The sequence below is a fragment of the Clostridium sp. JNZ X4-2 genome, from assembly GCF_054889485.1.
Window position 1 is genome coordinate 2084956 of record NZ_CM142685.1, and the last position, 13741, is coordinate 2098696.

12 protein-coding genes and 1 other annotated feature are annotated in these 13741 nt (G+C 34.3%); of the genes, 1 reads left to right on the plus strand and 11 read right to left on the minus strand.

Features of this window, described 5'->3' with window-relative positions; translation table 11 throughout:
• Positions 1-4: 4 nt before the first annotated feature.
• The 9 genes from grpE to ACYUJ6_RS10110 form a co-directional block, all read right to left on the minus strand.
• Entirely contained in the window at positions 5-580 is a 576-nt protein-coding gene (grpE, locus tag ACYUJ6_RS10070) for a nucleotide exchange factor GrpE (RefSeq protein ID WP_461842656.1), read from the minus strand.
• A gap of 392 nt (positions 581-972) precedes the next feature.
• A complete protein-coding gene (ppsA, locus tag ACYUJ6_RS10075; RefSeq protein WP_461842657.1) occupies positions 973-3597 on the minus strand; it encodes a phosphoenolpyruvate synthase in 2625 nt (874 codons plus the stop codon).
• Positions 3594-4208, minus strand: a complete 615-nt coding sequence (locus tag ACYUJ6_RS10080) for a TetR/AcrR family transcriptional regulator (RefSeq protein ID WP_461842658.1) — start codon at positions 4206-4208, stop codon at positions 3594-3596. Before ACYUJ6_RS10080 ends, ppsA begins: the two co-directional genes overlap by 4 nt.
• Before the next feature lie 231 nt (positions 4209-4439).
• Positions 4440-4886: a hypothetical protein gene (locus ACYUJ6_RS10085; protein WP_461842659.1), complete on the minus strand. Its 447-nt coding sequence runs from the start codon at positions 4884-4886 to the stop codon at positions 4440-4442.
• 117 nt (positions 4887-5003) lie between these two features.
• Positions 5004-5162, minus strand: coding sequence for a hypothetical protein (locus ACYUJ6_RS10090; RefSeq protein WP_461842660.1), 159 nt, complete (start codon positions 5160-5162; stop codon positions 5004-5006).
• Between the two features lie 212 nt (positions 5163-5374).
• Positions 5375-5992 carry a VanZ family protein gene (locus ACYUJ6_RS10095; RefSeq protein WP_461842661.1) on the minus strand — a complete coding sequence of 206 codons (618 nt, stop codon included), beginning with the start codon at positions 5990-5992 and terminating at the stop codon, positions 5375-5377.
• 195 nt (positions 5993-6187) lie between these two features.
• Positions 6188-8740 carry an ABC transporter permease gene (locus tag ACYUJ6_RS10100; RefSeq protein WP_461842662.1) on the minus strand — a complete coding sequence of 851 codons (2553 nt, stop codon included), beginning with the start codon at positions 8738-8740 and terminating at the stop codon, positions 6188-6190.
• 23 nt (positions 8741-8763) lie between these two features.
• The gene (locus tag ACYUJ6_RS10105; protein WP_461842663.1) at positions 8764-9450 is read right to left on the minus strand and encodes an ABC transporter ATP-binding protein; all 687 of its coding nucleotides are present in this window, start codon (positions 9448-9450) and stop codon (positions 8764-8766) included.
• A 165-nt stretch (positions 9451-9615) separates the two neighbouring features.
• Positions 9616-10380 carry a MerR family transcriptional regulator gene (locus tag ACYUJ6_RS10110; RefSeq protein ID WP_461842664.1) on the minus strand — a complete coding sequence of 255 codons (765 nt, stop codon included), beginning with the start codon at positions 10378-10380 and terminating at the stop codon, positions 9616-9618.
• Between the two features lie 195 nt (positions 10381-10575).
• Positions 10576-10818 (plus strand) — a binding site (T-box leader).
• 103 nt (positions 10819-10921) lie between these two features.
• Here ACYUJ6_RS10110 and proB point away from each other — a divergent pair.
• Positions 10922-11737 (plus strand): glutamate 5-kinase, encoded by an 816-nt coding sequence (proB, locus tag ACYUJ6_RS10115; protein ID WP_461842665.1) that lies wholly within the window; start codon positions 10922-10924, stop codon positions 11735-11737.
• Between the two features lie 147 nt (positions 11738-11884).
• Here proB and ACYUJ6_RS10120 read toward each other — a convergent pair whose 3' ends face one another.
• Positions 11885-12817 (minus strand): putative ABC transporter permease, encoded by a 933-nt coding sequence (locus ACYUJ6_RS10120; protein ID WP_461842666.1) that lies wholly within the window; start codon positions 12815-12817, stop codon positions 11885-11887.
• Positions 12818-12878: 61 nt separating this feature from the next.
• Positions 12879-13682, minus strand: a complete 804-nt coding sequence (locus tag ACYUJ6_RS10125; RefSeq protein WP_461845485.1) for a hypothetical protein — start codon at positions 13680-13682, stop codon at positions 12879-12881.
• Positions 13683-13741: the final 59 nt, after the last annotated feature.

Sequence of the window (13741 nt, forward strand, 5' to 3'; positions counted from 1 at the left end):
TCCTTTAACTGATACTATACTTGTTTACTACAATATCTGCCTTACGCAGGATTTTTCCTTTGTACATATATCCTTTCCTTACAATTTGCAAAATCACCCCTTCTGGTTTTTCCCTGCAGCATTTTACAGCTACAGGGTTGTGTAATTTCACATCAAACTTTGTATTTTCCCTGTCTAAAATCGTAATTGAGCTTTGAGATAACTTCTCTGTCAATTGTTCTTTAACAAGTTCAAACTGATCTTGTAAATTTTTATCTCGGCCTTGCAAGGCGAAGGTATTTATATAATCAAATATATCCAGAATATTCATAATTAAGCTTAGAATTGTGCTTATTTCATTATTTCTGTCCTTTTCTCTTTCTTTCAATTCTTTAAAAACATCTTGTTTTTCTTCAAGAATATCCAATATTTCCTCTATTCCATTTGCTGCTTTGTATTGTTCTTTTCCTATCTTTTTATAATCTTTTGTAAATATATTTAAAATATTTTCCAATACTTCATAATTCTTTTCCTCTTCTTCCAATACATTTCCAAATTCTGTAAACTTATAATTTTTTAATTCTTCATTAATATCCAACATCTGTTTTTTACCTCTTAATCCAACTAAGTCATATTTTTTCTTATTATATCGATATTATACTTAGTACTATTTTACACGAAATTACTTATCTATACATAATTCTATCACATTTTATTTTACTAAACTTTAGTTTCGCAAAATAAAGTGGTACCAGAAGGAGATAATTGAATTCACCCACCTTATGTGTCAGGAATTCATGAAGGCAAGATTTTTGAGAGGTACGCTGGATGATAAAGGGCCAACAATTGCAGTTCTTTACAATCATGTTTTTCCATAAAACTGCACAATATGTTAGAAATAATACGGATGAAGTTTGCCCTGCCAAAATGACATGCCAGCTCTCAGATTTGAAAAGCTGCTATAACACATAATTGTGATGCAGCAGCTTTTCCTTACAGAATTTCCACATATCCTTCTTTCCCGTTTAGTCTTATTCTCTGTCCGTCTTTAATCAATTTTGTAGCATTTTCAACACTTACCACTGCAGGCAGGCCATATTCCCTTGCAACAACAGCCCCATGGGTCATCATTCCGCCTACCTCGGTAACCAAACCTTTAATTGATACAAACAGCGGAGTCCAGCTGGGATCAGTAAATGTTGTGACTAAAATATCCCCTTCTTCTATATTGGCATCCTCCATTTTTAAAACAACCCTCGCACGGCCCTCAACAACCCCTGATGAAACAGGTACTCCTGCCAGGGCACCTTCGGGTATTTTATCTGTATTGTACTCACCTGCTATAATCTCGCCCTGGGAGGTTATAACACGGGGAGGTGTAAGCTTTTCGAAAGTGTCGTAGTCCTCTTTTCTCTTAGTTATGATTTTGTAATCTATCACATTTGTCTTAATAACATTCCTAAGTTCATCAAAAGTCAGGTAATATATATCCTCCCTGTTTTGTATTATACTCTTATGGACCAAAGTATCTGCTTCTTTCATAAATGCCTGCTTGATGATCCAGTCATACCACACTAAAATGTACTTATTGAATTCACGATAACCGGCATAATTACGCAGAACACTGACTGCTTTCTCGGTTTTCCTGGCTTTTCTTTTTCCGCCAGGCAATTTTTCAAGACGGCTTATGAGTTCCTGCTTTTTTTGCTTTGCTTCCAGCAGCCCCTGTTCAAATTTCATACTGTGTGCATTTGGTCCGAAGGCCTTGATATTATTGAGAATAGCGGGAATAAGTATAGTAGGCCTTTCATTCCATCGAGTCCTGGTTATATCAATCTCGGCTGAGCAGCGCATTCCATATTTTTTGAGAAACTCTTTAATTGAATTGCTGACAGTTAACCCTCCCTTAAGTTTGAGCAAATCTTCAAAAAAAGTTTCTTCCCTAGGATGATGAAGATATTCAATTACATCTGGATACTGCCTTACTACATCAGCCACATCCAAAAGTTCAAACCCCATTTCAGATGTAATATTATTGGATACAGATTGAACAAGAGTATCAGCTGTATTTTTTTCACCCAGCCATTTCTCAATATTTTTATTTATCCAGTAAGAGGCATAGGCCCCTGCAAAAACCACTCCATAGCTGTTAAAAATGGTACTTTTTATCTGCCCCATACTCTCCATAATAAAGTCAAACAATTTTTCACCGGAAAATTTGATAATACTTTGCTCCAGTTCAACCATCAGAGCCTTATTATTGTTCATCAGCCTTTCTACTATACCCGGGTCGTTTGCTCTATAATCTTTTATGGTAAGGATTATCCATTTCAACCACATTGATTTTGAAGCCATGGCTGTCTTTTTTTTATATAGTGTTCTGATAAAATCTTTTCGTTTTGTAAGATTAATAAGGGCGTTCTTCATCAGTACATCAACTGTATCCATGCTTTTGATAAAAGACATCCTGCCAAAGGATGAAGAAAGTTCACGGGATACATCAATATACAACCTTCCACCCATCTCGCTCATGGGAGTCCCAACCATCTGTTTGAATAAGGTTTGAAAGAGTGACATTCCCAATGGCTTCATGGCTTCAGTCATCATCTGTCTGTGCCCGAATGAAATATACACATGATTCTTTCCATCCCTAGTTTCAGGTGGTACAGGATACAATGTAGTAATAGGTCTGCTTTGAACAATGTAGAACTTGCCTTCATAAAGACACCACTCTATGTCCTGTGGATAACCAAAATGAGCCTGGATCTTTCTGCCCATACCCCCCAGCTGTAAAATCTGATTGTCCGAAAGTGTCTGCGTATTCTGCTTTGCGGCCTCAATCTCTTGTTCTTTTGTGCCCCCCGACTCCAGTGCATAGATGGCCAGTTTCTTTGTGGATATTTTTTTGTCCAATATTTTTCCTTCCCGTACTTTATAGATATCTGGATTAACCAGACCGGATACAAGAGCTTCGCCAAGGCCAAAACTTGCATCGATGGATGTAACCTTTCTGTTGGAAGTGACAGGATCTGCAGTAAACATTATTCCCGAAGCCTGTGGAAAAACCATTTTTTGTATTACAACACACAAATAGACCTTGCGGTGATCAAAGTTATTTTGCATGCGGTAAATTACTGCTCTGTATGTATACAGTGATGCCCAGCACTTTTTAACATACTTCACTATGTTATCCTTTCCCCTGATGTTCAGATAGGTATCTTGCTGGCCTGCAAAGGAAGTCAGAGGCAAATCCTCTGCTGTGGCACTGGAACGTACCGCATAGGAATCTTTTTCACCAAGTTTTGAAACATATTGTGATACCTGTTCCACAATATCCCTTGAAATGGATATGCCTTCTATAACCCCACGAATTTTTTTGCTAAGCTGGCCGATTTTTCCCCTGTCATCTACCTTTAAAAGGGACAATTCATCAATCAGCACATTAAATTCCGGATTGTTATCAACAATTCTTCTATAAGCTTCAGTAGTTATACAAAAGCCCTCTGGAACGTGTATTTCCTTAATTTTAGACAGTTCTCCTAAATTAGCACCTTTACCACCTGCCATAGGCAGATTCGATTTATCAATATCTTGAAAACTCAGCACATAGGAATTCATACATATTCCTCCTTGTAAAAATTGTTCCTAAGTAAATCCATACACTCCTCAAATTCTTTGAAAAAAGCTTCGTAATCAACTCCTGTTTTACTTGATAATTGACTTATATACCCATCAGTAAGCCAGCCCAGCATTTTCATAACAAGCTTGGGATCAATATCTTCCTTAAATTTTGAACAGTCCATGCCATCAAAAGCAATTTTGTTTCTAAAGCCTTCACCTTTTGCTAAAATGGCTTTTATATCTTCTTTTACTTCCTCATCATTTTCAAAATACATGCTCGTTAAAAAGGACGGAATTGCAGGGTGTTTCTTCATAACCGAAATTTCAATACTAGATGAAAGTTTAATCCTGTCAAAGAAATCAGTAACCCTATAATCAAACTTTTCATCAACTTCTTTCACAATAATATTGCCGCATAGCTCAATTAAATAAAGGTATAAACTTTTTTTTGTACCAAAATAATGAAATACCATTGATTTTGAAATTCCTGCTGCGGCAGCAATGTCCCTTATGGATGTTTTCTTATAACCATTTTTATAAAAGGATTTAAGTGCAGCATCTATAATTATATTTTGCTTTTCTATGGGCAGATTAAAAAACTTTTTCAAAAACTCACCTCCAAAAATCTATAAACCGAATCGGTTTATAACAATATTATTATACTGCTATAAACCGATTCAGTCAAAAGTATCTTGAAAGAAAAAAACACTGCCATTTTCTACATCTTTAAATATTAATCGAAGCAAAATTATGGCAATATTGATGATACACATAAAAAGTTGCAAAAATAAATAGCCCCTCACAAGAGCTATTTATTAAAATATAATATACAGTAAAAATTATTGTTCATTTTTCAATTCAATTGTTTGTATTTTCCCGTCAAGATTTATAGTGACTTTTATCACTTCATCCTTATCCTCTATTACTCCATCTGTACTACTTGATGACATAGTATAAGTTTTTTCTTTTGGAGAAGCATCACTATAGTTTTCCGTTATTTTTTCACCTCCAGCACTGCTCTTATACGATATTTCCAGGTGTTTTACCGAAGATAATTCGGATATGTTTTTCTTACATGTTACTGTTAGTGTGCTGTTAGAATTACCTTCATAATGTAGTTTATCATTTTTCTTAGTGAATGTACCTGTAGCATTCACCTTATACTGGGCAGCCCAAAATTCATTTTCTCCTTTATAAGTATAGCTGTGCTTAATTACGTCGTTATTTGAACAACCCGTAATCATAAACAACATTATAGCAGCTAAAATGATAGTTACTTTTCTCATACCATACTCCCCCACTCTTTTTTATAATAATTTACAATACTTTATAATTACAGATTAAATAGTAAGCAAAATTTACGCAGTTCAAGATAAAATTTCACGTAAAACTAGAATAACTTTTTAATAGGTTTTACTAATATTCATACTTTTTCTATTATCATATACATTAATAACTGAAAGTTCATTTACAATTCTTTTACTATCCTCAGAATGAACTTCCATAGCTTCAAATAAAATCCACTTATTAGTATATACTTTTCTTGCTCCGTTCCATTTCACAAAAATTCCCCCTAATTATTAATGTTGCTTATCCTTTATTCCTTAATCTTAAATCATGTCAAACCCGAATTCTGTATCTCATATTTTTAATTCTACTTTATTATCACGATTATTTTCAGCTGCTTCAATCATTTTCGTATAATTTAAAATCTTTATTGCTGGATAACTTTACTAATATATTTCCTGTACCACACCGAATTTTGCACTTTCTTTTATCTAAAAAAGATACATATCATTGCAATGGCAATATATAGATGAAGTTCTGATTTAATAGCCAGGGTATCACTAGAACAAATGTGGACTACTGTTTTATTAGGAAGTTTATAGAAAACCTTTCTCACAATATTGAAAATTACCCAGCCGCAGATAGTCCCTACAACATTCATTATCAAATCATTGATATCAGTTTCACGCATTCTTACAAACAATTGGCTAATTTCAATGGTAAATGAGAAAAATAGTCCATAAAAAAAGGTTGACCATAGGTTGTTACGGTATTTTTCCCATAGAGTTGGCAGGAGAAATCCAAAAGGCATAAATAATATAATATTATATATATATGTAATATCAAATCCATCTTTAAAAAAAGGCACTAAATTTATATGAGGATTAAATATTGGTTCATTTAATTTTGAAAGCAGTTCCCATTCCCACAAGGAAGGAAACCCCACTAATTCTAAAGTAATTATAAGATACAATATGAAAAAATACCCGAATAAGTAATGCTGCCATAATATTTTCTTCCCAAGCTGCTTACTATTTTTCTTTAATATAATATTCAATATAGCTACTAAAAAAAATGATATTAGTAGCATTAGGAGACTTCTCATACTTTTCCCCCTCTTTTCTTTTTTAATCTTAATATTTTCACTTTTCTTTACATATTGAACTTGCAGCACAATTAATTAATTTTAAGCATAATTCTAAGTTATCTGCTTTTCCAGCGCCAAAACCACAAGCGGTGCACAATCCTCCATAAATTGTGGATTGTACACTGTAATTTGTGAACTGTGAATTGTGAATTGCTAATAGTCTTCCCTGATTACATCAATTAAATTTTCCCTGTTTATTCTGGAAAGGGGCGAAAGTACTGAAAAATATCCTATTGTAACAGCAGCAGCTGCTGCAATTAACATTCCACTCCAGGGAATCGGCCAGCTGAATTCCCTTACCCCGTTTATTCCTTTATACATCATATAAGATAATCCGCAGGATATTATGGAACCGTATATTGTTCCAACAACTGCATATAACAGACCTTCCAAAACTATCATTTTTTTCAGTCCCTTTTGAGTGAGGCCTACAGCCTTTAGGGTGGCAAATTCTTTTCTCCTCAGTATTATATTTGTGGTCAATGTATTTATAATATTGACACTTCCAATTAAGGACACCACTACTACAAATCCATATATCAGTATTTTTATCATCAAAATTGCTGATTTTGCTGTCCTGTTTTGATCAAGATGATTTATCATGCTGAGTGCAGGATCTGATTTTATAATACCTTCTATCTGATTTTTTACATTATTTTCGTTTTTGATATCTTTAATGGTAATATTCAATCCCACTGGTTTAATATCATTTATTCCCGTCAGTTTCTGTGCTACTTCCCTGCTGGTTATAAGCTTGGGTCCTGTCTGCAATGCAAAATTAAAAGGCTCATCCTTCAGTACTGCCATTACCTTTACCCTTTTAACAGTACCTTTATTTTCAGCCGGCTTTCTATTTACAACTGCATTTTCACTGTTTATTAAACTGGTGCCTGTTTCTCCGGCGTACTGCAGTTCTATTTCATCTCCTGCTTTTATATGAGCTGCAGGACCCACATAGCTTTTCTTGGCCTCTTTATTGTAAATTATATTTTTATTTATTAAAATAACACCATTTTCATCATTCAATTTATCTATATCTATATTGCCGGATTGTACATATTTCTTTGATACCTGCAGTGCATTTTTATCATATATGCCAATGGCTCCATCCATGGGTATTTTTTCTTTTCCATCAATAGCTGTACCTTTGCCATATATGCCCTTTATGTTCTTCACCTCTCCTATTTCCTTATTTTTATCTATAAATTGGGTAAAATTATACTCATTATATACTTTATACATTTTATCCACAGAATCTAATTCACCTATATCCTTTATAACCTGATCATCTACAAAACTATTTTCTCCATTGGATTGAACTGAAAAATGTATATTGTCGGATTCGCTAAGACCTTCTGATACATTCAAGGACATATCCATAAAGGATTTAAAGGTAATGAACAACACCACACTTATTACTATGGAAAAAACAGTTATCCTGTATCTTTTCCTGTTTCTCTTTATGTTTTTATAGGCTAACTCCCCTTCAAATTTAAATAACTTGCTTATAATTATATTTTTTCTCCGTTTTATTTTCTCCTTTGTTATAGACGTTCTTCCGCTTATAGCAGCAAGGGGGGATGTTCTTCCGGCAAACAGTGCAGGCAGCAGTGCAGATACATATATGGCCGCTATGGAAACTGCAGCACTTATAAGCATGACTTCAGGTGATATGGATACTTTCATTATGGAAACCATGTCCCCTCCAATTATTTTAAATCCAAGCCCTATAGCCCAAATTGCTATAATACCGCATATAAGTCCCAATGGTATACCTATAATCGAAAGAGCAGATGCTTCCCTAAGTACTATTTTTCTGATCTGCAGCGGTGTTGCTCCAATTGCCCTCAAAAGCCCAAACTGCTTCATCCGCTCCACTACACTGATTTGAAATGAATTATATATTACTGCAATGGCTGCAACCAGCACTATTCCTATTATAACTGCCACTGTACCATATAAGCTTGTCAATCCTGATTCATTACTTTTTCCCCCTCCTTCCATATCTATAAGAGGAGAATTATTTACAACAGAAGGCGTAATTTTACCATTGATTTTTATTGTTTTATACTTTGGCAGGCCATCCAGTTCCGAAACCGCCCTTCTCAAATTTGTCTTTGAACTTATCTCTGCAAGCAGTACGGATTTTTGTCTGTCAATACTGTTGTTTTTGGATAAAAAGATGCCTTTTTTTTCTATCTGACTGGATACACTATCCTGAAGTATTCCCGTAAGAGTGTATTCCCTGTTATTGAGCTTTATTTTATCTCCTAACTTGATATCCTTTTTCATATACCTGAGAACCCAATTTTCTACAGCTGCCTCATGGGCATTTTTAGGAAACCTTCCCGTCTTGATTTTATATGGCAGAAGTTCCAGTGCACTGTCTGTAGCAGTAATTGGACTTACACTCACATCTCCATTTATTTTTATATCCTTATCCATTTGATAAAGACCGCTTCTTAAAATCTTAGGATTGCCGGTTACCTTTGCAGTTAGATCCTTGTCTGGAGCAGAATACATCACATGCCAGGATCCATAATCACTTTTTACTCTTTCAATTTCAGCATCCTTCATTCCTATCATAAAAAATCCTATAGTTGTTATAAGTGCAACAGACAGCACTATTCCTATAATTGTGAGTATGCTTCTCTTTTTATTTGACTTGAGGTACCTTCCTGTAAGCTTTTTGTAACTTGTAATCATATTAAATCACCTCCTCTCTTTATCTAGTTGTTTTGAAGATACTTATCTGAAATTATCTGCCCGTCTTCAATTGTAATCACTCTGTCCGCCAAAGATGCTATATTTATATCATGGGTAATGAGTACAAGGGTCTGGCTGTATTTCTTAGCTGTAAATTTCAGAAGTTCAATAACTTCCTTTGAATTTTTACTGTCCAGATTTCCAGTAGGTTCATCTGCAAATATTATGGAGGGTTTATTTAAAAGTGCCCTTCCAATGGACACCCTCTGCTGCTGCCCTCCTGAAAGTTCTGAAGGAAGATGTTTTCTTCTATCCTCTAGGCCAAGCAATTTTATAATTTCATTCAAATATTTCCCATCCACCTTATCATTGTCCAAAAGAGCGGGAAGCGCTATATTCTCTTCCACATCCAAAACCGGTATCAGATTAAAAAACTGAAATACAAATCCTATTTTTCTCCTTCTGAATACAGCCAGCCTATCTTCTTTATAATCATAGATATTTTCTCCGTCTATTATCACCTTTCCCCCTGTAGGTCTGTCAAGGCCTCCCAAAAGATGCAAAAGTGTACTTTTACCGGAGCCGGATGCCCCTACGATTGCCGCAAATTCCCCTTTATTCAAGGATAAATTTATATTTTTTAATGCCTCTACCTTATTTTCTCCTTTTCCATATATCTTAGTTAAATTTTCAACTTTTAATATTTCCATTTTATTTTCCCTCCCATGTCTAAAGTATAACCAAAGTACTGTTTTCACTCCATATCTATTGGCTTACAAAGTTAAAGTGTTGTCTTACAATTTTGTAATTTTGGCAATAAAAAAGCTGCAGCAATTATTTTTTTCATTGGCTGCAGCTCCTATTACTAATCAGCTCTATTTATTCATAAAAGTGTAAGTTAAAATGGCATCTCTTAAAAATTCTGCCATACCAGGCTGATTTTTATCATAATAAGCTGTAAATCTCTTGTCCTCTACATACATCTGTGCAAGACCGGCATGTGCTTTTTTTGAATAACTGTCCCAGTAATAGCAAAGCCATTTCTTATGCATATCTGCTGCTTTTTGTGCCAGTTCTCCTGCAGGATCTCCTGTCTTAAAGGCAGCTGCCAGTGTTTCCATCATATGATTTTCAAGTTCTATAACCTCTTCATACTGCTTTTTAGTCATATCTTCAACTTTTTTATTGGACTTTTCAACAGTATAATTTCCATATTTTTCTCTAATCTCCCTGCCATATTTCTTCTCATTCTCATCTATGATTTTTTGCTTGAAGCCTTGAAATTTCTCACTATCTGTCATTGTAATCCTTCCTTCCGTTAATGCAATGGTTTTTTCAACATTTGCGATTAACAAATCCAATTTTTGTTTTTTCCCAAGAAGTTCTTGGCGGTGCTCTTTCAGTGCTTTTACAGCATCAAAATCAGTAGAGGTTATAATATTTTTTATACTCTCCAGACTAACGCCCAATTCTCTGTAAAAAAGAATTTGCTGGAGTCTATCCACTTCTTTTCGTCCATAAATACGATACCCTGATGAATTGATTCTGGCCGGCTTTAGTATTCCAATTTCATCATAGTAACGAATTGCCCTTTTGCTGATTCCCGATAACTCACTGAGTTTTTGCACTGTATATTCCATATTTTCATCTCCCTGCAAATTAAATATAAACCTTCACACAGCGTTAATGTCAATGGGAAAACTAAATATTTCACAAAAAGGGATTGGTAACACGGGAACGGTCAGCAGAAGATGGCAGAAGATGAATGAAAAAAATATATGATTTTTTACTTGCTATTGTTAAAGATTAGTGTTATAATTTTAAAAATTAATATTATAAAAACCATGAAAAGAAATAGTAGATATTTTGGATTTTCAGAGAAAAGTTGGTTGGTGTGAGACTTTAATGAAAAAATATTGAACCAGTCTTGGAGTTATGGATCGAACGATTATTCAAGTAGACTTCATCGGAAATTCCACCGCTATCAGGAAAACAGTATCAAGAATTATCTTCGTACTGATTGAGTGCAGTTCATACTGAATTTAGGTGGTAACACGGAAAGCATTTTCGCCCTGAGTTGATTTTAATCAACTTAGGGCTTTTTTATTATCTAAAACAAGTTCTTAAATTGAAAATAACTGCTTATTATAAAAACCACAATATAGAAAGGATTGAAGCATTATGGATCTTATTAAAAATCGTATAGTAATTAAAATCGGTACATCCTCCCTCACAAATGAAAAAGGCAAAATCAATTTACGTTCTATTGACAGACTGACACGGGTCCTGTCAGGTATTCAAAATTCAGGATATGAAATCATTCTTGTTTCATCAGGTGCCATTGCAGTGGGAACAAATAAAATGGGAATGTCCGAACGCCCCAAAGAGCTTAGAATAAAGCAGGCTGCAGCTGCTGTAGGCCAATGTGAACTCATGCATATCTATGATAAATTTTTCAGCGAGTATGATAAGATTGTCGCTCAGATACTTCTCAGCGGTGAAGACGTGGAGCAAGGCCGAAAAAAACGAAATCTAATAAACACATTTAACTCTCTTCTGGAGAGGGACATTATCCCCATCGTAAACGAAAATGATTCTGTGAGTTATACGAAAATTGAATCCGAGCAAAAAATATTTGGTGACAATGATACACTTTCAGCAGTAGTATCTGTGCTGTGCAGAGCAAAAAAACTGGTTCTTATGTCGGACATAGACGGTCTTTACGAAAGTGACCCAAGAGAAAATCCTAATGCACAGCTTATCCATCGTGTTGATGATATTGACAGAAATATCCGTACATTGGCAAAAGGTTCCGGTTCAAATCGCGGTACCGGCGGAATGATTACAAAACTTGATGCCGCCCAAATTGCCACTTCACATGGTATCGACATGGTTATAACCCATGGCCAAAGGCCAGAGGATTTATACAGTATTATAGATGGCAAACAGGTAGGCACGCTGTTCGTTGGTAAAAAATACAGCTGTTCTTTAGCATAAAATGCTTTAACAGCTTCAATCATAGAATTTAAGATCTTCATAATTTCAGGATAAGAATAAACAGCATAACAGTTGCAGCAAATATAAAATATATGCTGCAGCTGTTATGCCGCTATTATATCCAGATCTACAATTAAATCCACATAACTACTTCCTGGTCATATTCCTCTTCAATTCATTTAATGCCTCAAAATACCTGTTTGATTTAATATCAGGAAATGCCCTTATAATTCTTCTATGAAGATGGTTTCTCCTGCCTGTAAGTTTTTTATAGCTTTCCTTCAACTCGCTTATTTCCCTTTCATATCCCTTTCTGATTTCAGCCAGACCATTTTCATATTTTCTCTTAATTTCCATTAGATCATTTTTATATTTTTCCTTAAGCTCAATAGCATCTTCAGACAAATTATCATATTTTTTTCTAATCTCAACTGCCTGATATTCATACTCTCTTTTAAGTTCGATTGTATCTCTGGATATGCCTTCTCCAAGTATATTTGATTTTTCTTTGATTTTACCGGATATTTCATGAATTCTTTTCAATCTGAAGTTAAGTTTCATTACTGTATCAACTGTAGATACAAGGTCAATAATAAATACAACTGTCAATGATAATAATAGAATGTTGCCTAAAAACATTGGAATCAGTTTGACAAACTCCACAATTGCAGGATGTATAATCTTCATAATCAGGATACATCCTATACCCCATGCCAGTGAAAATTTAAGACAAATATAGCCCCTTATATTAAAAGGATATTGAGAATAATCCCACCACTTGTCATTGAAAAGTTTCTCAAGAGCTAAACCAGTAACATATTCAAGAAGAGAAGTAATGAAAACAGAAGTAATGAACAATAAAATCAAATTGTCCTTAAATGGCATGAGAAAGTCTATGACTATTACCCCCCCAACACCATATATAGGACACACAGGTCCATTTAAAAATCCCCTGTTCACAAAAGATCCCGTATTTACTGCAGCATAAACAACTTCAAGACACCAGCCTAAAAATGCATAGACAGCAAAATAAAATAATACTTCATATAATGAAAATCCTAAGATGCTTATATTTTCCATATGCCCTCCTTTATAGTATTTTTTTAAGTTTTACAAATGCACCTTTTCCTAACAATATATATCAATTTTTTCTTATAACTACCAAAGGCAGGCTTATCAAAAAAGTTATGAGAGAAAATATCACTGCCACAACTAAAAAACTTGTTATTAAAATATTATATTTTATCAAATTAAAAGCCTGTATATATTTTGACAATCCAAAAATATTCAATATAAACAATATGAAAAATATAACTGTAAGACCAATTGAAGCTCCCTTTATATCAGCCAAACTAAGTGATATATGGGAAGATATGCATATGGATATAAATAGGAATATATAAAAATGTGGATTTTCAAAGTTTCCAATTGAAAAAATACTTTTTACAAGTCCCAAATAAGAATACAGTATTCCCATAATTGTAGAATTATCTATTACTTCCACATGTATATTTTTCATTAAAATATCTGCAAAATTATTATAGGTTTCAGGAATAGTCACATGCATCAGTGCAACCATACAGGCAATACCCCCAAAAATAGGAGCTATACCTATAAAAAAATTTCCTACCTGCTGGTAAATACTGTTTTGATTATAGCTGTGTTCTACATATCCCATTACACCATTGGCATCCGGTTTTTGAAGCAGCTTCATGGCAGTAATTCTGTGTTTAAAAAGCAGTGCAGCAATAGCGTGACTGAGTTCATGTACCGGCACTCCTATAAATCCAGTTATCATCACTGCCCTACTACCAAAACTTCTCTGAAAATTTCTTACTGAATAATTTCTAAGCAGCCCCAGAAGGAAACCTATCAATATGAGCATACCTGTTAAATTAACCGTTTCTATACAGGCTTTAGTAAATACTTGTATTAAAAATTTCATGTATATCATCTTTTCCTCTATTTATTCATTCCAGTTTATTCATTCCAGTATAAATCAAA

Bases quoted from the DNA above. Each gene is read 5' to 3' on its own strand.
- grpE (WP_461842656.1), bottom strand. From the start codon at position 580: ATGTTGGATATTAATGAAGAATTAAAAAATTATAAGTTTACAGAATTT.
- ppsA (WP_461842657.1), bottom strand. From the start codon at position 3,597: ATGAATTCCTATGTGCTGAGTTTTCAAGATATTGATAAATCGAATCTG.
- ACYUJ6_RS10085 (WP_461842659.1), bottom strand. From the start codon at position 4,886: ATGAGAAAAGTAACTATCATTTTAGCTGCTATAATGTTGTTTATGATT.
- ACYUJ6_RS10095 (WP_461842661.1), bottom strand. From the start codon at position 5,992: ATGAGAAGTCTCCTAATGCTACTAATATCATTTTTTTTAGTAGCTATA.
- ACYUJ6_RS10100 (WP_461842662.1), bottom strand. From the start codon at position 8,740: ATGATTACAAGTTACAAAAAGCTTACAGGAAGGTACCTCAAGTCAAAT.
- ACYUJ6_RS10105 (WP_461842663.1), bottom strand. From the start codon at position 9,450: ATGGAAATATTAAAAGTTGAAAATTTAACTAAGATATATGGAAAAGGA.
- ACYUJ6_RS10110 (WP_461842664.1), bottom strand. From the start codon at position 10,380: ATGGAATATACAGTGCAAAAACTCAGTGAGTTATCGGGAATCAGCAAA.
- proB (WP_461842665.1), top strand. From the start codon at position 10,922: ATGGATCTTATTAAAAATCGTATAGTAATTAAAATCGGTACATCCTCC.
- ACYUJ6_RS10120 (WP_461842666.1), bottom strand. From the start codon at position 12,817: ATGGAAAATATAAGCATCTTAGGATTTTCATTATATGAAGTATTATTT.
- ACYUJ6_RS10125 (WP_461845485.1), bottom strand. From the start codon at position 13,682: ATGAAATTTTTAATACAAGTATTTACTAAAGCCTGTATAGAAACGGTT.